This is a genomic window from Actinoplanes sp. NPDC023714 (assembly GCF_040639855.1).
Classification (GTDB): domain Bacteria; phylum Actinomycetota; class Actinomycetes; order Mycobacteriales; family Micromonosporaceae; genus Actinoplanes.
This window is the reverse complement of the sequence record NZ_JBFAAR010000004.1, coordinates 192,082-209,386: the sequence shown is the minus strand read 5'-3', so window position 1 is coordinate 209,386 and position 17,305 is coordinate 192,082. Positions and strand designations below refer to the sequence as shown.

Sequence of the window (17,305 nt, the reverse complement as noted above, 5' to 3'; positions counted from 1 at the left end):
TGTCTACCGCCACAACTTGGAAGGTAGAAAGTCCCGAGTCATTCGTCTAATGCATGATCGGGCGGTTGTTCATAGCGGTAGGCTATTAACGTGCAGCTGCAACAACTCAGGTACTTCGTGGCGGTCGCCGAGACCAGGCATTTCACACATGCGGCGGATATTCTGGGCGTCTCGCAGCCTACGTTGAGTAAGCAGATTCACACCCTGGAGTCCTCACTCGGCGCGCCGCTGTTCGAGCGGATCCGCGGCGCGATCAGTCTGACCGTGGCCGGCGAGACCCTGCTGCCTCTCGCCCAGCGCATGGTCGCCGACGCCGACGCGGCCCTCGACGCGGTCCGCGACATCGTCGGGCTGCGCCGCGGCGAGGTGCGCCTCGGCGCCACGCCGAGCCTCTGCTCCTCGCTCGTGCCGGGGATACTCCGCACGTACCGGGAGGAGCACCCGGACATCCAGCTGCACGTGAGCGAGGGCAGCTCGCAGGATCTCATCGCCAACCTGCTGGCGCACGCGCTCGACCTGGCGCTCATCGTGCAGCCGGAGCACGGCGTCGACCCGGCCCTGGAGACCACCGACCTGCTGCGGGAGAGCCTCGTCGTCGCCTCGGTGCTGGACGGCCCGGCGCCCACCGTGGCCCGGCAGCTGGAGCTGGCCGAGCTGCGGCACACCCCGATGGTGATGTTCCGGAAGGGCTACGACATCCGCGACGTCACCGTGCACGCCTGCGAACGGGCCGGCTTCACCCCGAAGTTCGCGGTCGAGGGCGGCGAGATGGACGCGGTGCTGGCCTTCGTCGAGGCGGGTCTCGGCGTCGCCCTGGTGCCGAGCATGGTGCTGGCGAACCGGCCGCTGCTGCGGGCCACCCCGCTCGCTCCCCCGGGCATGCGCCGGACCATCGCCCTGGCGCAGCGCCGCGGCGCGGTCCTGCCGCACGCCGCGGCCGCCCTGCGCGAGGTGATCACCGAGCACATCGCTTCCGGCCGGCTGCCGTTCGGGGTGCGAGCTCTGTCCACTTCGGGACCTTGACGGCTAGCATCCCCCTTGTGTGGCATGGCGAGTACCGGCACCCCCGGCTGGTCGAGGTCTACGACGCCGAATGCCCCTGGGGCTGGGACGACGACTTCTTCATGGCCGTGCTCGCCGAGCACTCCGCGCCGCGCGTCCTCGATCTCGGCTGCGGCACCGGCCGGCTCGCGATCGCGATGGCCGAGGCCGGTCACGCGGTCACCGGGCTCGATCCGTCCGGGCCGGCCCTGGACGCCGCCCGCCGCAAACCCGGCGCCGCGAGGGTCCACTGGATCGACGGCCCGATCAGCGAACTGGGCAACCGGACCTTCGACGCCGTCTTTCTGACCGGGCACGTCGCGCAGTTCTTCGTGAGTGATCAGGAATGGTCGTCGCTGCTGCACGCGGTGCGCCGCGCACTCGACCTCGACGGCCGGCTCGTCTTCGACAGCCGCGATCCGGCGGCCGCCGAATGGGAGCGCTGGAATCCGGACGAATCGTGGCGGTCCGTCATGCTCGCCGACGGCACGACGGTCGAGGCGTGGACCGAGGTGGAGTCGGTGCGCGGGGATGTGGTCTCCCTGGCTCACCACTACCGATTCTCCGACGGCGAGAAGCTCACGAGCCAGGGGACACTGCGATTTCGTACGGAGGAAGAGCTGCGCGCATCGCTGCGGGCCGCCGGATTCCACGTCGACCAGGTCTACGGCGGCTGGGGCCGGGAGCCGGTCGGGCTGAGCGGCGACGGCGAGTTGATCGTCATAGCGACCGCGCTCTCGTGATCGACGAAGATCAAAGTGAAGATCAATTTTAGTTCGATCTTGGTTGATGCTTAAATGATCATTTCTAATGTGCCGAGATGCGGGCTGCGTTATCGTAAAACGTGAATCCCGGGCTAGTATCCGCCACGCACCGTGAAAACTTTACGACGGGTTAGGTGGCATGTCCGACAACGAGTGGCCAAGGGAGTTGCCGGCCGGACCCGGTGAGTGGAGCGAGCCTCCACACCGTCCCCGGCGGGCACTTCTCGCGGCAGCGCTGGTCCTCGCGGTTCTCGCGGCGGCCGGTGGTCTCACCTGGCAGTTGATGAGCAACGGCGCGGCCGCGCCGGAGGCGGAGCCCACCGCGGCGCCGATCCCCTCGGCAACCTCACCGAGCGTGACCCCCTGCCCCGACCCGGAGTTGAGCGTCGCCGCCGCTCCGGAGATCGCTCCACTGGTCGCCGAGGCGGCCGCCACCCTCAATCCGGACAACCTGCGCTGCCCGCCGGTCGTGGTCCGCGCCGAGGAGCCCGGCACCACCGCGGTCGCCAAGGACCGGCCGGACGTCTGGATCCCGTCGAGCAGCGCCTGGCTCACCGTCGCGGCCGGCGCCGGCCAGAGATACACCGCCTCCGGCCGGCCGGTCGCGTACTCGCCGGTGCTCATCGCCGCGCCCGAGGGCATCTCCACGCTGTACGCGAAGGACGGCCGGACCACCTGGACCGGGCTGATCCAGGGGGCGACCGAGAGCCGGTTCCCGACGATCACCATGCCCGACCCGCTGCGGAGCACCGTCGGCCTGCTCAGCGTGCACGCCGTGCACGCCGCGACGGCACGCACCACGAAGGACTCCGGCATCGCCCAGCTCCGCGCGTTCACCCTGCGCAGCCGCCTCGAGGAGGCCTCCGCCGACCCGGTCCAGCTGCTCGACCGGATGGGTAAGGAGTCCGACGCCACCACCGCGGTCTACGACATCGGCGTCTTCCCGGTGACCGAGCAGCAGCTGAAGGCGTACCAGAAGGCGAACCACCAGGTCCGGCTCGCCGGCTTCCCGCCGGTCGACGGCCGGGTCGAGGCCGACTACCCGTTCGCGCTCCGCAAGGGCACCGACAAGGACCTGGCCGCCGAGCTGCGCGAGGCGATCAGCAAACCGGCCGTGGCGGCGGCCGGTTTCCGCATCGAGCCGACCGCCGGCGTGCTCGAGCTGCCCGGCTCGGTCACCGAGCTGCTCACCCCGGCCCAGCAGTGGGCGCAATACAAGGACCTCGCGTTCCAGGTGCTGCTGCTGATCGACTCGTCCGGCTCGATGAGCGAGGCGATCACCGACAAGGACGGCAAGAAGGGCACCAAGGCGTCGCTGCTGCGCGAATCCGGGGTGAGCGCCTCCGAGCTGTTCGGCGACGACACCACGATCGGGATGTGGTACTTCGGCACGAACGCCCGCAACGGCCCGGCGCACACCGAGGTGGTGCCGTACGGCCCGATCACCGGGAAGGTCGAGGGCCGCTCCCGCCGCGAGGCGCTGCAGGCGCAGATCGGCGCCTACAAGCCGGAGGCGAGTGCCGGGACCCCGCTCTACCAGGCGGTTCTCGACGGCGTGAGCGCCATGCGCGAGCAGGTACGCAAGGACACCGCCACGGTCGTGGTGGTGCTGACCGACGGCGCCGACGGCGGCACCAGGTTCGCGATGTCCAACGACGCCTTCCTGACGAAGCTGAACGAGACGCAGGACCCGGCCCGGCCCGTCTCGATCATCGCGGTCGGCTACGGGCCGGACGCCAACATGGGCGCGCTCACCGGCATGGCCGAGGCGAGCGGCGGCCGCGCGTTCGCCGCCCGCAACCCCGCCGACCTGGGTTCGGCGATGGCCCAGGCCTTCCTCGCCGCCCACGCCACGCAATAACCGGCCGGGATCTTGGCGAGTTGCGCCCATATGAGCGCCACAACTCGCCAAGATCGCGGCAGGTAAGCCGACGTCAGGCAGCTCCGATGGCGTCGGCTACTATCTGCGCCGACAGCGTCACCATCGGCAGGCCGCCGCCCGGGTGCACCGAGCCGCCCACCAGATACAGGCCCTTCACCGGCCCCCGGTTGGACGGCCTGGTCAGCCCGCCCGCCGTTCCATAGATCGACCCGCCCGGCGCCGACACCAGATCGGCCGGCGTACGGATCTCCATGAACTCCAGCCGGTCCCGCACGTCCAGCCCGCGCGCGGCGAGCACGTCGAGCAGGTGCCGCCCGTAGGCGTCCGCGAGCCCCGGCCGCGTCCAGTCCACAGCGGACCATCCGGTGCCCTGCCGTGCCGCGTTGACCAGCACGAACCAGGCCTCGTTCCCCTCCGGGCGCACCGCCGGGTCGTCCGCGCGGGTCACGAAGATCGCCGGATCGTCGACCGGCCGGGCCCGCCGCGACGCCGACCCGAAGATCGCGTCGAACTCGGCGTCGTAGTTCGGCGGGAAGAACACGGTGTGGTGCGCCAGCGACGGCGTCGTCCCGCGCACGCCGAGCAGCAGCACGAACCCGCCGAGGCTGCGGTCCGCGAGCCCGGCGAGGCGGCGCGGCGCCGGCAGCAGATCGCGGTACAGCACCGAGGCGTCCACGTTGGAGACGACGACGTCGGCCTTCACGAACTCGCCCGACGCGAGACGCACCCCGCGCACGGAACGGTCCGCCTCGATGCCGGTGACCGGGGACGAGAGCTTCACCCGTACCCCCGCATCGGCGCACCTGGCGTGCAGCGCCTCACCCAGCGTGCCCAATCCCCCGGGCAGATACCACCCACCGTGCGTGAGCTCGGCATACGGGATCGCGGCGAGCGCCGCAGGCGCGCGACGCGGATCCGAGCCGGTGTACGTCGCATACCGGTCGAGCAGCATCCGCAGCCGGGGATCCCGCAGGTAGGCGCGCCCCAGCGACCGCAGCGACCGCCCCGGCGCGATCGCCGCGAGATCACCGAGACGCCACGACAGCCGGGCCAGGGTCGCCCTGTTCATCGGACGCCGCAGCACCGAATCCCACGACGCGTTCCAGATCCGCTTCGCCCGGCGCCAGAACCGATCCCAGTCGTCCGCCGCGTCCTTCCCCATCGCGGCGGCGATCCGCTCCAGGAACACACCGTGCACACTCGACGAGTCGAGCACCGTCCGGTCCGGGAACACGTGCCGCACCACCGGATCCAGCGGCACCGGCCGCAGATCGAGATCGAGGTCGTCGAACACCTGCGGCAGCGTCAGCAGACTGGGCCCGGTGTCGAACCGATACCCGTCCCGCTCGAACACGGCCAGCTTCCCGCCGACCTCCGCCGCGCGCTCATGCACCTCGACCCGATGCCCCGCCTCCGCCAGCCGCACGGCAGCCGCAAGCCCCCCGACGCCGGCGCCGATAACCACGATGTCGCTCACCCTGCCATGATCCGCTCCCGCTGAGAGATCCGCTCATCCGGTACGACCTGAGCCGTCCCGCCCGGCCACCCCTCCCGTGGCGCACCACACCTGCGGCCACCTCCGCCCGGCGCAGCCCGCCGCCGGCCCCGGCGGCCCCTCACGCTCCCGGCCCCGCTCCCCGCCGCCCCGGCCGAGCTCTTCAGCCATCCCGGCCGCCCGCCCTCCAGCCGTCTACTCCAGCCGCCCCGGCCCTCCCACTCACCGCCGGCCCTTTCGCCCGGTCCACCGCCGCCCGCCGCCCTTTTTGCCCGGTCCACCGCCGCCCACCGCCTGCCGCCCCTTTCGCCCAGGTCCACCGCTTGCCGGCCCTTCGCCGAATTCCTCGCCGCTTCCTCGCTCCCGCTGCAGCGCGTTGCAGTGCGGGAGCGCTCCCGACAGCCATGGAATACAGCCGGACTGACCCGGCTGCAGCCTGTTGTCGCGGAGAGCGCTCCCACCAGCAATGAGCCGCAGCCGAGCCCGATCACGCCATCGCCCGGGCATGCCGCCGCCGGTGTTCGCCACAAGGCCCGATGCACGTCGCGCGACCGCCCACCGGCTGCACATCAGCGCTTTCCGACTGTCCAGTTTGTCGCCACGCCGCGCAGCCAGTCCCGGCCGGCTGTACACCACGGCTCACTCGCCGCCCGAAATGTCGCCCTGCAGTACAGCCAGCCCCGGCCGGCTGCACACCACGGCTCACTCGCCGCCCGAAATGTCGCCCTGCGGTGCAGCTGGCATCGGGCGGCTGCAGCCCGTTGTCGCGGAGCGGGCGGCGCGGGCGGGCGCGGCGGGGCGGGCGGGGCGGGCGCGGCGAGGCCGGCGGGGCGGGTCAGGCCAGGGCTTGGGCGATCGCGAGGGTGTGCTGGTATTCCTTCCAGTGGGCGAGCCTGCCGTCCCGCGTCGTGAGCACCCCGATGAACGGGGCCGCGGCCGAAACCCCGGTCACGACATGGGTGCCCACCAGCTCGTACTCCACGACGATCACGGAGGGGTCGGCTGTCTGGTGCACGAGCACGTCGCGGCATTCGTCGAAGCGGACCGGGAACGCGGCCCGGCCGGCCTCGGTGTAGGCGAGCACCTGCTCCCGGCCCGCGGTACGGGTGGGGTGGCCGGGCGCCGCGAACGGTGTCTCCACCACGACGTCGTCGGTGAGCATGTCGGCGGTGAAGGTCGGCGCACCGGCGAGCCACCGGGCCCGCATCCGGTCGAAGATCTCACTGGGGGTCACGACGGTCCTCCCATGGACGACGATAAACTCAGCCGATCCGACAATAGTGAGTGGAGACTCAACTTGGAAGAAGCGGAAGAAGCGGAAGGACCGAAAGGGCCGAAAGGGCCGAAGCGCGCGGACGCCCAGCGCAACCGCGCCCGCATCCTGGACGCCGCCGAGGGGGTGTTCGCCGAGTTCGGGCCGGGCGGCTCGACCGAGGAGGTGGCGCGCCGGGCCGGTGTCGCGATCGGTACGGTCTTCCGGCACTTCCCCACCAAGGACGCCCTGTTCACGGCGATCCTGAAGCGTCTGCTGGCCCGTCTCCTCGAGGAGGCCGGCGAGCTCGGCGGCCCGGACGGGCTGTTCCGCTTCATGACGAGTGTGGTGACCCAGGCCTCGGCGAAACGGGCGCACCTCATCGACCTGCAGCTGCCCGGGGCGGTGGGGCAGTTGCGGGACGCGGTCGGATCGCTGCTGGCGCAGGCCCAGGACGCCGGGACGGTCTCGCGCGATGTCGAGCTCGGCGAGGTGATGGCGCTGCTGGTCAGCCTCTGCCAGGGCGCGGTCGTGGGCGGATGGGAGGAGCGGTTGTCACGGCGTACCCTCGCGGTGGTCTTCGCGGGGTTGAGCGCCTGAAGGGGTGAGCGTGCGAGAAGCGGGTGCCGGCGGCCTGCGCAGGAACGTCAGAGCCACGAGGGATGCCGCCGCCACGAAGCCGGCCGCCAGCAGGAACGCCAGGCCGTAGCCGTCCTGCAGGGCCGCCACCTCCCCGGCCCCGCGCGCCGACGACGCCGCGGCCCGCCCCGCCGAGGCGGCCGCCAGCACCGACAGCCCGAGCGCCATCCCGGCCTGCTGCGCCGTGTTGTTCAGCCCGGACACGAGCCCGGTGTCCTCTTCGGACGCCCCGGCCATGGACAGCATCATGATCGCCGGCAGCGCCGCGCCGAGCCCGAGGCCCATGACGGTCAGCGCCGGCAGCACGCCCAGGAGATAGGACGGCGATTCCGGCAACCGGGACAGCGCGATCAGCCCGCCGGCCGCCAGGACCAGGCCGCCGAGCAGCACCCGGCGCGGGCCGAAGCGGGCCGTCAGCCGGGCCGCCAGGAGGAGCGAGACCAGGCCGATCATCACGGGTGTGGGGAGGAAGGCCAGCCCGGTCCGCATCGCGTCGAAGCCGAGGACCCGCTGGAGGAAGAGGGTGTTCACGAACTGGAAGCCGAGGCCGGCCGCCACGATCAGGAGCACCGCGCCGTTGGCGGCCAGCAGCCACGGGCGGCGCAGCAGCCGGAGCGGGATCAGTGGGCTGCGGGCGTGCTTCTGCCGTACCAGGAAAGCCGCGAGCAGCAGAAGCGCTGCCGCCCCGGCGGGAGCGACCCCGTCGACGATCGCGTAGACGCCGGCCGAGAGGCCCGCCGTGATCAGGAGAGCGCCCGGAACGTCCAGGCCGCCCGCCACCGGCGGTACCGCGGGGAGCAGGCGCAGGCCCGCCACGAAGGCGGCCACCCCGATCGGCACGTTGATCAGGAAGATGGCGGGCCAGCCGGCCAGGTCGGTGAGGACGCCGCCGACCACGAAGCCGATCGCGGCGCCGCCGGCCTGGGTGAAGCTGAAGACGCCGAGCGCGCGGGCCTGCGGGCCGGGGTCGGGATAGAGGCGGACGATCACGCCGAGGATCACGGCGGAGGCGAACGCGCCGCCGGCGCCCTGCAGGAAGCGGCCGGCGACCAGCAGTCCGGCGCTGGTCGCGAAGCCGCAGAGCAGCGAGGCCAGGGTGAACAGGGCGAGGCCGCCGAGGAAGACCCGCCGGGATCCGAGCAGGTCGCCGAGCCGGCCGGCGAGCAGGAGCAGGCCGCCGAAGGCCACCAGATAGCCGTTGATCACCCAGGCCACGCCGGCCGGGGAGAAGCCGAGGTCCTGCTGGATGGCAGGGATCGCGACGGCCACGATCGTGCTGTCCAGAACGATCATCAGGCCCACCGTGTTCAGCACGGCGAGCGTCGCACCACGAGAACTCATGGCGCTACGCTAACAGATAATCCGGAAGCGGACTATCTCTTAGGAGATCGAGCGCGGCGGATCGGGCCGGGCGCCCCCTCGGCCGAGGCCAGCGCCGTGAGCAACTCGACGAAGTCGTCCCGCCCGGAGTCCGAGAGGCCCGCGAGCGCCTCCCCGTGCACCCGGTCCACGATCGCCTGCGCCTCGGCGGCGGCCTTCCGGCCCTTGCCGGTCACCGCGATGATCCGGGCGCGCCGGTCGGTGGCCGACGGGCGGCGCTCGGCGAGGCCGCGCTTCTCCAGCTCGTCGACGGTGCTCACCATCGTCGTCTTGTCCATGAACGACAGTGCCGCGAGCTGGATCTGGGTGCGCTCCTCCTCCATGGCGTGGACCAGCACGCACTGCATGCGCGGGGTCAGGTCGACCTCGGCGAGCGCGGCGGCGAGCCGGTTGGAGAGGGCGTGGCCGGCGGCGTTGAGCAGACCGGTGATGTCGCGCTGGGTGCGCTCGGGAGCAGCCATGCGGTCAGTCTATCGCCGGATAATCCGCAATCGAATAAAAAGACGGCCGGCGGGTCCCCGTGAAACACCCGCCGGCCGCCCGCTCAGTGCCAGCGGGGCGCCATCGGCGTCACCAGCAATGGCATTCGCGCCTCGAGAGGCGTCCGGTCCCGCTTCCTGTTGTTGCACTTTCCACAAGCCGCCACGGTGTTCGCCCATTCGTTGCGGCCACCGCGCGAGCGGGGCAGCACGTGGTCGATCGTCGAGGCCGCGTCACCGCAGTAACCGCATCTCCGGCCGTCCCGCGCCAGCACACCGGCCCGCGACCAGGCCGGGCCGCGACCACGCCGCCACCGCGTCACGACGTAGCTGACCAGCCGCACCACGGTGGGAACCGGGTACACGCCTATTCGATCGTCCGGCAGCGCCTCGTGCACCACCGCCACCTGGCGGAACAGCATCCGGATCGCATGCCGGAGGCTGACCCGGTGCAGAGGTCCGCAATCCGCGTTCAGCACCAGCACCGCACTCATCGACAGTCACCCCCAGCAGAAGAAATCTGCTGAGAAAATACGGCCGGGAATAGACGGCCGACAACCGATTAAGCGATCACCGCAGGGCGCGGCGCACCGCGAAAATCAATTGCGCGAACCCGATCGACTGCAACAGGAGCCAGGCCGCGGCGAAAACCGTCATGGGTACGCCGAGAGCGCCGAACACGAGACCGGTGAAGGCGACGGAGACCCGCGTCGGCCGCTCCCCCACGGTCACCGCGCCGATCTCCGCCATGCCGCCGGCCACGGCCCGGGCCCGTACGTATTCATGGAGCCAGCTCGCGGCGCCCGCCGCGACCACCAGCGGCCCGGGCGCCCCCGCCACCCAGAACGCGGCGAGCCAGCCCAGCTCGCCCACCCGGTCGGCCACCGAGTCGAGGACGAATCCGGCCCGGCTCACCCGCCCGGTCACCACCGCCACCGCGCCGTCCAGCCCATCCGCCATCGCCGCGAGCAGCACCAGCAGCGCGCCGGCCGCGAGACCCACGCTGCCGCCCAGCGCCGCGAGCGGCACGGCCAGGCAGAGCACGACGCCGGCGATGGTCACGCTGAGCGGTGAGATGCGCTTCCTGCCGAGGAAGGAGCCGATCCGGTACGCCGACAGCACCCAGCCCCGCACCACCGCCGATGCCTCGCGAGGGTCGAACCCGCCGTGCAGCTTCGACCAGGCCGTCGCGTATTCGTCCCAGGTCACCTCAGGCCGCTGCCGCGACCTCGGACGGCGCGAGCCGCTGCCACACCTCACGGGTCGCGGTGGACCGGTTCAGGGTGATGAAGTGGATGCCCGGCACGCCCTCGTCGAGCAGCTTCGCGCACATCTCGGCGCAGGTCTCGATACCCAGCTCACGGACGGCGGCCTCGTCGCCGGCGACCCGCTCGAAGCGGCGCAGCAGCGCCGGCGGGAACGGCGCGCCGGAGAGCTGCTGGGCGCGCTCGATCGTCGCCATCCGGGTCACCGGCATGAGGCCCGGCACGATCGGGGTGTCACAGCCGGCCGCCGCGACCCGGTCCCGCAGCCGCAGGTAGTCCCCGGCCTCGAAGAACATCTGGGTGATCGCGAAGTCGGCGCCGGCCCGGCACTTGCGGACGAAGTTGCGGGTGTCGCTCTCCACGTCGCCGGAGCGCGGGTGCTTGTAGGGGAACGCGGCCACCCCGACGCTGAAGTCGCCGGCCTCGCGGACCAGCCGGACCAGGTCTTCGGCGTAGAGCACGCCCTCCGGGTGCCGCACCCACTCGCCCATCGGGTCGCCGGGCGGGTCGCCGCGGACCGCGAGCACATTGCGGATGCCGGCCCCGGCCAGCCGGCCGATCACGTTGCGCAGCTCGGCGACCGAGTGGTTCACGGCGGTCAGGTGCGCCATCGGCAGCAGGGTGGTCTCGGTGGCGACCCGCTCGGTCACCGCGACGGTGGTGTCCCGGGTGGTGCCGCCGGCCCCGTACGTGATCGAGACGAAGCTGGGCTTCAGCGACTCCAGCTCGCGGATCGCCTGCCAGAGCAGCCGCTCGCCCTCGGGCGTCTTGGGCGGGAAGAACTCGAACGAGAACGTCGGGGCGGGCTCCCGGATCAGCGCGCCGATCGACGGGGTCCCGGGGAGGCGGGAGGGAAGTCCGAGAGACACAGACGCACTGTACTAGCGTCTGGGACGTGACGACTTCACCACTCGAGCTCGCCGGCCTGCGTCAACGGGTCGACAAGGCCCTCGCCGGGTTCCTCGCCACCCAGCGGGCCCGGCTGCTGGAGATCGATCCGGCGCTCGACGAGGTGGCCGCCACCGTGTCGGCGTTCGTGCTGGGCGGCGGCAAGCGGCTGCGCCCGGCGTTCGCCTACTGGGGTTTCCGGGGCGCCGGCGGCGCCGACTCGGACGAGGTCGTCGCGGCCGTCAGCGCGCTCGAGTTCGTGCAGGCCAGCGCGCTCATCCACGACGACCTGATGGACCGCTCGGACACCCGCCGCGGCGAGCCCTCGGTGCACCGGCGGTACGAGGCCCGGCACCGTGCGGCCGGCTGGCGCAGCGACGCCGTGGGCTTCGGCGACTCGGCCGCGGTCCTCCTCGGCGACCTCGCGCTGGTCTGGTCGGACGAGATGCTGCACGGCTGCGGCCTGCCCCTGGCCGACCTGGCCCGGGCCCGTGCCGTCTTCGACCAGATGCGCACCGAGGTGACCGTCGGCCAGTACCTCGACGTGCTCACCCAGGCGACCGGTGACACGTCGCCGGAGCGGGCCGGCAAGGTGGCCCGGTTCAAGTCCGCGAAGTACACGGTGGAGCGGCCGCTGCTGCTCGGCGCGGCGCTGGCCGGCGGCGGTCCCGAGGTCTTCGCCGCGTACGCCGCGTTCGGCCTGCCGCTCGGCGAGGCGTTCCAGATGCGCGACGACGTCCTCGGCGTCTTCGGCGACCCGGCGCAGACCGGCAAGCCGGCCGGCGACGACCTGCGCGAGGGGAAGCGGACCTACCTGGTGGCGTCCGCGTTCGGCGCGAGCGGGGAGGCGGCGCGGACCGCGCTCGAGGCCGGCCTGGGCGACCCGGATCTGGACGACGCCGGGGTGGAGCGACTGCGCGGGATCATCCGGGACAGCGGCGCCCTCGCGGCCACCGAGTCCCGGATCGCAACGCTGGAGGCGGAGGCGCTCGACGCCCTGAAGCAGGCCCCGATCGAGGACGAGGCGCGGACCGTGCTCTTCGCCCTGGCCGAGGCCGCCACCCGGCGTTCCGTCTAGAAGCCGGCGGTCTGCGCCCGGCGCTTCACCTCACGCGCCAGGTCGCCGCCGAGACCGATCGCGGCATTGCCTCCGAGTGCCTCGTCCGGTTCGTAGAGCCACCGAAGGGCCTCTTCGTCGTTGTACCCGGCGTCGTGCAACAAGGTGATGACGCCGGGCAGGTGCTTCAGCACGGTGTCGTTCGCCACCAGTTCGGCGGGGACGAGCCGGATGCCGTCGCGCCGGACGGCGAGCAGGGCGCCTTCGCGGATCATCTGGTGCACCTTGCTGATCGACACGCCGAGCTTCTCGGACACGTCCGGCAGGGTGATCCATCCGGCCGGGCCGGCGGTTACGGGTTCGCTCACTCGTACAGCGTGCCAGACCAGATCGGAGAACTGTTGATGAGCCTGTGGCGGAGGATCCGCGAGGAAGCGGCCGGAGCGTGGCGGTCGGTCGGCTACGACCTCGGGCGGCGCCCACTCCCTCCGGCGCCGGCCGGTGATCCGGACGTGACCTCGACCGGGATGAACACCTTCGGAGGTTCGATGGTCGACATGCCCTCCCCGCTCGGGGGCGCCGACGCCGCTCCCCCGAGGCGATTTGTCGCGGTTACGGTGTTCTGCCTGCTTGCTCTCCTCGGGGCGGGTGGGTCGTACTTCGTCGCGACCAGCATCTTCAGCACGCCGCGAGGGGTGGTCCAGGAGCGGGGGACGCCGCCCCGGGCGGCCGCCGACGTGGTCCAGGCAGGCGAGCCGGCGGGCGTTCAGACCGGCATGGGTACGAGGACCGGAGGCGCCACCCGCCCCTCGCCCGCCGATCGGCCCGCGGGCGACGTGAGCAGCGCCACCGGCGTGGCCGGCACGGCGGGCGCCTCCGGCGTCGGCGGTGCCGGCGGCCCGGGCGTTTCCGGTGGTTCCGGCGCTTCCGGCGGTGCGGGCGTTTCCGGCCGCGCGGGCCGGACCGGCGGTGCCGCCGCCGACCCCGCGCCCGCCACCTCCCGGCACCCGCGCCCGGCCACCGTCGCGCCGGAGAAGACCCGGGTCGCCGAGCAGCCGTGCGACTGCGTCACGCCGCCGGTGCCGACGCCCACCGCGCCGTCCGCGAGCCCGGCGGTGTCACCCTCGCCACAGCCGTCCGGAAATACCGACAGTTCACCCGATCCGGGCGTCTCCGCGCGGCCGAGCGCCTCGGCCTCACCGGCCACCGACGACGAGATCACCGACGATCGCGACGGCCACCGCCGGCGCCACTAGCCGGACGAATCGGCCTCCGGTGATCGAACCGGCCCGGTCCGGGACGCGGCACCGCAGGTCACAGCCGTTCAGGTACCCGTTTGGACTCAGCTGTGACATCCTGGTCTACCCCCACGGGAAAGACACATACACTTCACGCCGATGGACACCACAGTCGCCGATACGTTGATCGGCACAACGATTGACGGGCGCTACCGGATCACCGGTCGCGTGGCCCGTGGTGGCATGTCGACCGTGTACCGGGCGACCGACGAACGACTGGGCCGCGACGTCGCGCTGAAGATAATCCACCCGTCGCAGGCCACGAACGTCCACTTCGTCGACAGGTTCACCGACGAGGCGAAGACGATCGCCCGGCTCACCCACCCCAACGTCGTCGCCGTCTACGACCAGGGCCGCCACCAGGGCCTGCCCTACCTCGTGATGGAGTTCGTGCAGGGCCGCACCCTGCGCGACCTGCTGAGCCAGCGTGGCAAGCTGACGCCGGTCGAGGCCGTCGCGATCCTCGAGCAGATGCTCGCCGCGATCGCCGCGGCGCACCGCGCCGGCCTGGTCCACCGCGACGTCAAGCCGGAGAACGTGCTGGTCGCCGAGGCGCCCAGCGGCGGCAGCGCCGACCTGGTGGACGCCGTGGTCAAGGTCGCCGACTTCGGCCTGGCCCGGGCCATCGAGGCCAGCACCGTCGACGACTCGGGCCAGCTCATGGCCACGGTCGCCTATGTCGCGCCGGAGCTCGTGCAGACCGGGCAGGCCGACGCGCGCACCGACGTCTACTCGGCCGGCATCGTGCTCTTCGAGATGCTCACCGGCCGGGTGCCGTTCGACGGCGCCGACCCGGTCGAGGTGGCCTGGCAGCACGTCGACAACGACGTGCCGGCCCCGTCGACGGTCGTGCCCGGCTCCCCGCCGGTCCTCGACAAGCTGGTCACCCGGGCCACCCGGCGCGACCCCGGCGCCCGCCCCACCGACGCGGGCGCGCTGCTGAGCGAGGTCCAGGCGGTCCGCGACGGTCTCGGCGCGGCGAACGTGGAGACCGCGCTGCTGCGCCAGGTCCCGCCCCGCCCCGGCGTGGCCGACGCCACCACGATCGTCCCGGCCATCCCGGCCGCCGCCGACGCCACGGCGTTCGTGCCGCCGGTCCCGGCCGGGGTCTACCAGCGCGGCCAGGAGACCCCGCGCCCGTCCTGGGCCCGGCTGCCGGAGCAGGGCGGGCAGCGCACCGCGCCGCACCGCCGCTCGGCCGAGCCGGCCGGCGGGTTCTTCGCCGACCGCCGCCGGGTCGTGCTCACCTCGCTGATCGCCGTGATGGCCCTGGTCATCCTCGGCAGCACCTGGTGGGTGACGCTGGGCCGCTACAGCGAGGCGCCGACGCTGCTGAACATGCCGCAGGCACAGGCACAGGCGCACGCCGAGGAGAAGGGCTTCAAGATCCTCGTCGGGGACGGCGTCTACAGCGACACCGTGCCGAAGGACTCGGTGGTCACCCAGAACCCGGGCGCCCAGGAGAAGATCGTCAAGGGCGACACGATCACCGTGAACCTCTCCCTCGGCCCCGAGGTGCACCCGGTGCCCGACCTGGTCGGCGTCGAGCTGGCCGCGGCGAAGGGCGAGCTGGAGGGCCTCGGCCTGAAGGTCAAGGAAGGCAAGCCGCAATACAACGACACCGCCGCCGAGGGCGTGGTGCTCTCCACCGACCCGAAGGCCGGCACCCAGCTGAAGCCGGGCGACACGGTCACCGTGGTGCTGAGCCGGGGCCGGGCCCCGATCACCATCCCCGACCTGGCCGGCAAGAACATCAACGACGCCCGCGCCGAGCTGAACCGGCTGGGCCTCAGCGGCGCCGAGCGATACAAGGACAGCGACCAGCCGAAGGACACCGTGCTCGGCCAGTCGCCGAAACCGGGCACCGGCGTGGAGAAGGGCACCGACGTCATCCTCGACGTCAGCAACGGCCCGCCGCTGGTCACCGTCCCGGATCTGACCAACCAGCCCTGCCCGCAGGCGCAGGCGACCCTTCAGGGGATGAACCTCCAGGTGCAGGTCAACTTCAACCCGAACGGCACGGTCCGCGGCCAGAACCCGGGTGGCAACACCCAGGTCCCGCCGCAGAGTGTGGTGCAGCTCCAGTGCTTCTAGACCGCAGGATCGGGTCGCACACGAAGACGTCGGGCGGGCTGGCGAAAGCCGCCCTCCCGTATGTCGACGCCGCCGGCTCGGAGACCCTCCAGGTGTACGTCTCCAACTCCCGTGGCTGGGCCCTCCCGGCCGGCGACCCGAAGCAGGACACGCTGTTCCGGGACGGCTGCGGCGAGCGGGAGATCCCGGCGTACATCCACGCCTCGCTGCTGGTGAACCTCGGCTCGCCGACCGGGCTGACCGTGGAGCGCTCGGTCGCGACCCTGGAGCACGCGCTGCTCCGGGGCAAGGCGATCGGCGCGACAGCGGTGGTCTACCACGCCGGCAGCTCGGTCGACGAGGCGCACGCCGAGAAGGCCATGCACCAGCTGCACGAGTCGCTGCTGCCGCTCCTCGACCGGGCCGCGACCGAGGGCCTGCCGCGGCTGCTCGTGGAGCCGAGCGCGGGCGGCGGCCGCAGCCTCGCCTCGAAGGTGCAGGACCTCGCGGCCTACCTGGAAGCCGTCGAGCGGCACCCGTGGCTCGGCGTCTGCTTCGACACCTGCCACGCCTGGGCGGCCGGGCACGACCTGGCCACCCCGGGCGGCATGACCGAGACCCTCGACGCGCTCGTCGAGGCGGCCGGTCCGGGCCGGTTGCAGCTCGTCCACGCGAACGACTCGAAGGACGCCTGCGGCTCCACCCGCGACCGCCACGAGACGATCGGCAAGGGCACGATCGGCGCTGCGCCGTTCGCCGAGCTGTTCGCCCACCCGGCCACGGCCGGCGTCCCGATCATCGTGGAGACACCGACGGTCGAGCACGAGGGCCACGCCGCCGACATCGCCCTGCTCAAGAACCTCCGCGATTCACCCGCCGAGGAGAAGGCGGCCCAATAGGGCCGCCGGCCCGGTCCCGGTCGCGGCGGCCGGGGCGCGCACCATCTCCCTCCGGTGCACCAGCCGGGGCGTGCCGACCGGCACACCCCGCAGCTCCGGCCGGCCCGCCAGCGCCGCGGCGGGCAGCAGGGCCAGCCCGTGCCCACCCGCGACCAGGCCGAGCAACACGGCGACGTCCGGCCCGTCGTAGCGGAGCGCGGCCCGCACCCCCTCGGCGGCCGGGGTGATCTCCGGGCGTCGATCCAGTAGGCGTCGGCCAGGTCGGCCAGGTCCACCGCGGCCCGGCCGGCCAGCGGATGCCCGGCCGGCATCGCGACGACGGCCGGGCTCTCGCCGATCCCGGCCGCCCCGGCGCCGCCCGGCTCGGGCAGCGGCAGCGGGTCGCTCGGCGCCGCGAACCCGTCCACCAGCGCCAGGTCGACCGCGCCGGTCGCGGCGGCCGCGACCATCCGGTCCCGGGCGCCGGAGATCACCCGGATCCGCAGCCGGGGCGTCTCCGCGCGCAGCGTGGCGAACGCGGCCGCGACGCCGGCGGTCCAGGAGAGCGGGGTGAGGCCGACCGCGAGCCGGCCGGGCGGCGCCACCGCGCGGACCACGTCGGCGCGGGCGGCTTCCAGGCGTACCAGGATCAGCTCGGCATGCCGGCGCAACCGCTCCCCGGCCGGGGTGAGCGCGACCGGCCGCCGGGTCAGCAGCGGGGTGCCGAGGTCCGCCTCCAGGGCCGCGATCTGCTGGGAGACGGCCGACTGGGTGTAGCGCAACCGCTCCGCGGCGAGCGAGAACGAGCCGGTCTCGGCGACCGCGGCGAAGGTGCGCAGCAGATGCGGGTCCACATCAGCGATGCTAATGCCGCGGTCAGTTTTCATCGTTGGACGTGATCTGAGCCGGAGCCG

Annotated in this window: 17 protein-coding genes and 1 pseudogene; 8 read left to right on the top strand and 10 right to left on the bottom strand. The window is 72.6% G+C overall.

The features are described from left to right. Positions 1 to 84 precede the first annotated feature (84 nt). The 3 genes from AB0G10_RS20310 to AB0G10_RS20300 all read left to right on the top strand — a co-directional run bounded on the left by AB0G10_RS20310 (position 85) and on the right by AB0G10_RS20300 (position 3,666). Positions 85 to 1,023: a LysR substrate-binding domain-containing protein gene (locus AB0G10_RS20310; RefSeq protein WP_360924956.1), complete on the top strand. Its 939-nt coding sequence runs from the start codon at positions 85 to 87 to the stop codon at positions 1,021 to 1,023. 17 nt (positions 1,024 to 1,040) lie between these two features. Then, positions 1,041 to 1,784: a methyltransferase domain-containing protein gene (locus AB0G10_RS20305; protein WP_360923601.1), complete on the top strand. Its 744-nt coding sequence runs from the start codon at positions 1,041 to 1,043 to the stop codon at positions 1,782 to 1,784. A 160-nt stretch (positions 1,785 to 1,944) separates the two neighbouring features. Continuing rightward, positions 1,945 to 3,666, top strand: a complete 1,722-nt coding sequence (locus AB0G10_RS20300; RefSeq protein ID WP_360923598.1) for a substrate-binding domain-containing protein — start codon at positions 1,945 to 1,947, stop codon at positions 3,664 to 3,666. Between the two features lie 73 nt (positions 3,667 to 3,739). Here the strand turns inward: AB0G10_RS20300 and crtI are convergent, their stop codons facing one another. Together crtI and AB0G10_RS20290 are read right to left on the bottom strand one after the other, a co-directional pair. Further along, positions 3,740 to 5,164, bottom strand: a complete 1,425-nt coding sequence (gene crtI, locus AB0G10_RS20295; protein ID WP_360923595.1) for a phytoene desaturase family protein — start codon at positions 5,162 to 5,164, stop codon at positions 3,740 to 3,742. Between the two features lie 853 nt (positions 5,165 to 6,017). Next, entirely contained in the window at positions 6,018 to 6,416 is a 399-nt protein-coding gene (locus AB0G10_RS20290) for a nuclear transport factor 2 family protein (RefSeq protein WP_360923592.1), read from the bottom strand. A gap of 63 nt (positions 6,417 to 6,479) precedes the next feature. Here AB0G10_RS20290 and AB0G10_RS20285 point away from each other — a divergent pair, with 63 nt between their 5' ends. Then, positions 6,480 to 7,034: a helix-turn-helix domain-containing protein gene (locus tag AB0G10_RS20285; RefSeq protein WP_360923589.1), complete on the top strand. Its 555-nt coding sequence runs from the start codon at positions 6,480 to 6,482 to the stop codon at positions 7,032 to 7,034. On the opposite strand, the gene AB0G10_RS20280 is transcribed toward AB0G10_RS20285, so the two are convergent. The 5 genes from AB0G10_RS20280 to metF form a co-directional block, all read right to left on the bottom strand. After that, positions 6,990 to 8,414 carry an MFS transporter gene (locus AB0G10_RS20280; protein WP_360923587.1) on the bottom strand — a complete coding sequence of 475 codons (1,425 nt, stop codon included), beginning with the start codon at positions 8,412 to 8,414 and terminating at the stop codon, positions 6,990 to 6,992. The genes AB0G10_RS20285 and AB0G10_RS20280 overlap by 45 nt on opposite strands. Before the next feature lie 32 nt (positions 8,415 to 8,446). Then, complete coding sequence (locus AB0G10_RS20275; RefSeq protein ID WP_360923584.1) at positions 8,447 to 8,914, bottom strand: MarR family winged helix-turn-helix transcriptional regulator; 468 nt, start codon at positions 8,912 to 8,914, stop codon at positions 8,447 to 8,449. Positions 8,915 to 8,997: 83 nt separating this feature from the next. Then, a complete protein-coding gene (locus AB0G10_RS20270) occupies positions 8,998 to 9,426 on the bottom strand; it encodes an HNH endonuclease (RefSeq protein WP_360923582.1) in 429 nt (142 codons plus the stop codon). A gap of 76 nt (positions 9,427 to 9,502) precedes the next feature. Then, positions 9,503 to 10,141, bottom strand: coding sequence for a CDP-alcohol phosphatidyltransferase family protein (locus AB0G10_RS20265; protein WP_360923579.1), 639 nt, complete (start codon positions 10,139 to 10,141; stop codon positions 9,503 to 9,505). Position 10,142: 1 nt separating this feature from the next. Next, positions 10,143 to 11,066 carry a methylenetetrahydrofolate reductase [NAD(P)H] gene (gene metF, locus AB0G10_RS20260; protein ID WP_360923575.1) on the bottom strand — a complete coding sequence of 308 codons (924 nt, stop codon included), beginning with the start codon at positions 11,064 to 11,066 and terminating at the stop codon, positions 10,143 to 10,145. Between the two features lie 26 nt (positions 11,067 to 11,092). Between metF and AB0G10_RS20255 the strand changes: the two genes are divergently transcribed. Continuing rightward, a complete protein-coding gene (locus AB0G10_RS20255) occupies positions 11,093 to 12,163 on the top strand; it encodes a polyprenyl synthetase family protein (protein WP_360923572.1) in 1,071 nt (356 codons plus the stop codon). Here the strand turns inward: AB0G10_RS20255 and AB0G10_RS20250 are convergent. Then, the gene (locus tag AB0G10_RS20250) at positions 12,160 to 12,510 is read right to left on the bottom strand and encodes an Rv2175c family DNA-binding protein (protein WP_360923569.1); all 351 of its coding nucleotides are present in this window, start codon (positions 12,508 to 12,510) and stop codon (positions 12,160 to 12,162) included. The two genes, AB0G10_RS20255 and AB0G10_RS20250, sit on opposite strands and share 4 nt — an antisense overlap. A gap of 36 nt (positions 12,511 to 12,546) precedes the next feature. Here AB0G10_RS20250 and AB0G10_RS20245 point away from each other — a divergent pair, with 36 nt between their 5' ends. The 3 genes from AB0G10_RS20245 (at position 12,547) to AB0G10_RS20235 (ending at position 16,412) form a co-directional block, all read left to right on the top strand. Then, the gene (locus AB0G10_RS20245; RefSeq protein WP_360923566.1) at positions 12,547 to 13,398 is read left to right on the top strand and encodes a hypothetical protein; all 852 of its coding nucleotides are present in this window, start codon (positions 12,547 to 12,549) and stop codon (positions 13,396 to 13,398) included. A 141-nt stretch (positions 13,399 to 13,539) separates the two neighbouring features. Beyond that, the gene (gene pknB / locus AB0G10_RS20240; RefSeq protein WP_360923563.1) at positions 13,540 to 15,534 is read left to right on the top strand and encodes a Stk1 family PASTA domain-containing Ser/Thr kinase; all 1,995 of its coding nucleotides are present in this window, start codon (positions 13,540 to 13,542) and stop codon (positions 15,532 to 15,534) included. Next, positions 15,525 to 16,412: a deoxyribonuclease IV gene (locus AB0G10_RS20235; RefSeq protein WP_360923560.1), complete on the top strand. Its 888-nt coding sequence runs from the start codon at positions 15,525 to 15,527 to the stop codon at positions 16,410 to 16,412. Before pknB ends, AB0G10_RS20235 begins: the two co-directional genes overlap by 10 nt. Here AB0G10_RS20235 and AB0G10_RS20230 read toward each other — a convergent pair. Continuing rightward, positions 16,383 to 16,619, bottom strand: coding sequence for a hypothetical protein (locus AB0G10_RS20230; RefSeq protein ID WP_360925038.1), 237 nt, complete (start codon positions 16,617 to 16,619; stop codon positions 16,383 to 16,385). The genes AB0G10_RS20235 and AB0G10_RS20230 overlap by 30 nt on opposite strands. An 80-nt stretch (positions 16,620 to 16,699) precedes the next feature. Continuing rightward, positions 16,700 to 17,278, bottom strand: a pseudogene (locus AB0G10_RS20225) (LysR family transcriptional regulator); the annotation flags it as partial. Positions 17,279 to 17,305: the final 27 nt, after the last annotated feature.

Coding starts and splice junctions, on each gene's coding strand:
- AB0G10_RS20300 (WP_360923598.1), top strand. CDS start 1,945: ATGTCCGACAACGAGTGGCCAAGGGAGTTGCCGGCCGGACCCGGTGAG.
- AB0G10_RS20280 (WP_360923587.1), bottom strand. CDS start 8,414: ATGAGTTCTCGTGGTGCGACGCTCGCCGTGCTGAACACGGTGGGCCTG.
- AB0G10_RS20275 (WP_360923584.1), bottom strand. CDS start 8,914: ATGGCTGCTCCCGAGCGCACCCAGCGCGACATCACCGGTCTGCTCAAC.
- AB0G10_RS20270 (WP_360923582.1), bottom strand. CDS start 9,426: ATGAGTGCGGTGCTGGTGCTGAACGCGGATTGCGGACCTCTGCACCGG.
- AB0G10_RS20245 (WP_360923566.1), top strand. CDS start 12,547: ATGAGCCTGTGGCGGAGGATCCGCGAGGAAGCGGCCGGAGCGTGGCGG.
- pknB (WP_360923563.1), top strand. CDS start 13,540: ATGGACACCACAGTCGCCGATACGTTGATCGGCACAACGATTGACGGG.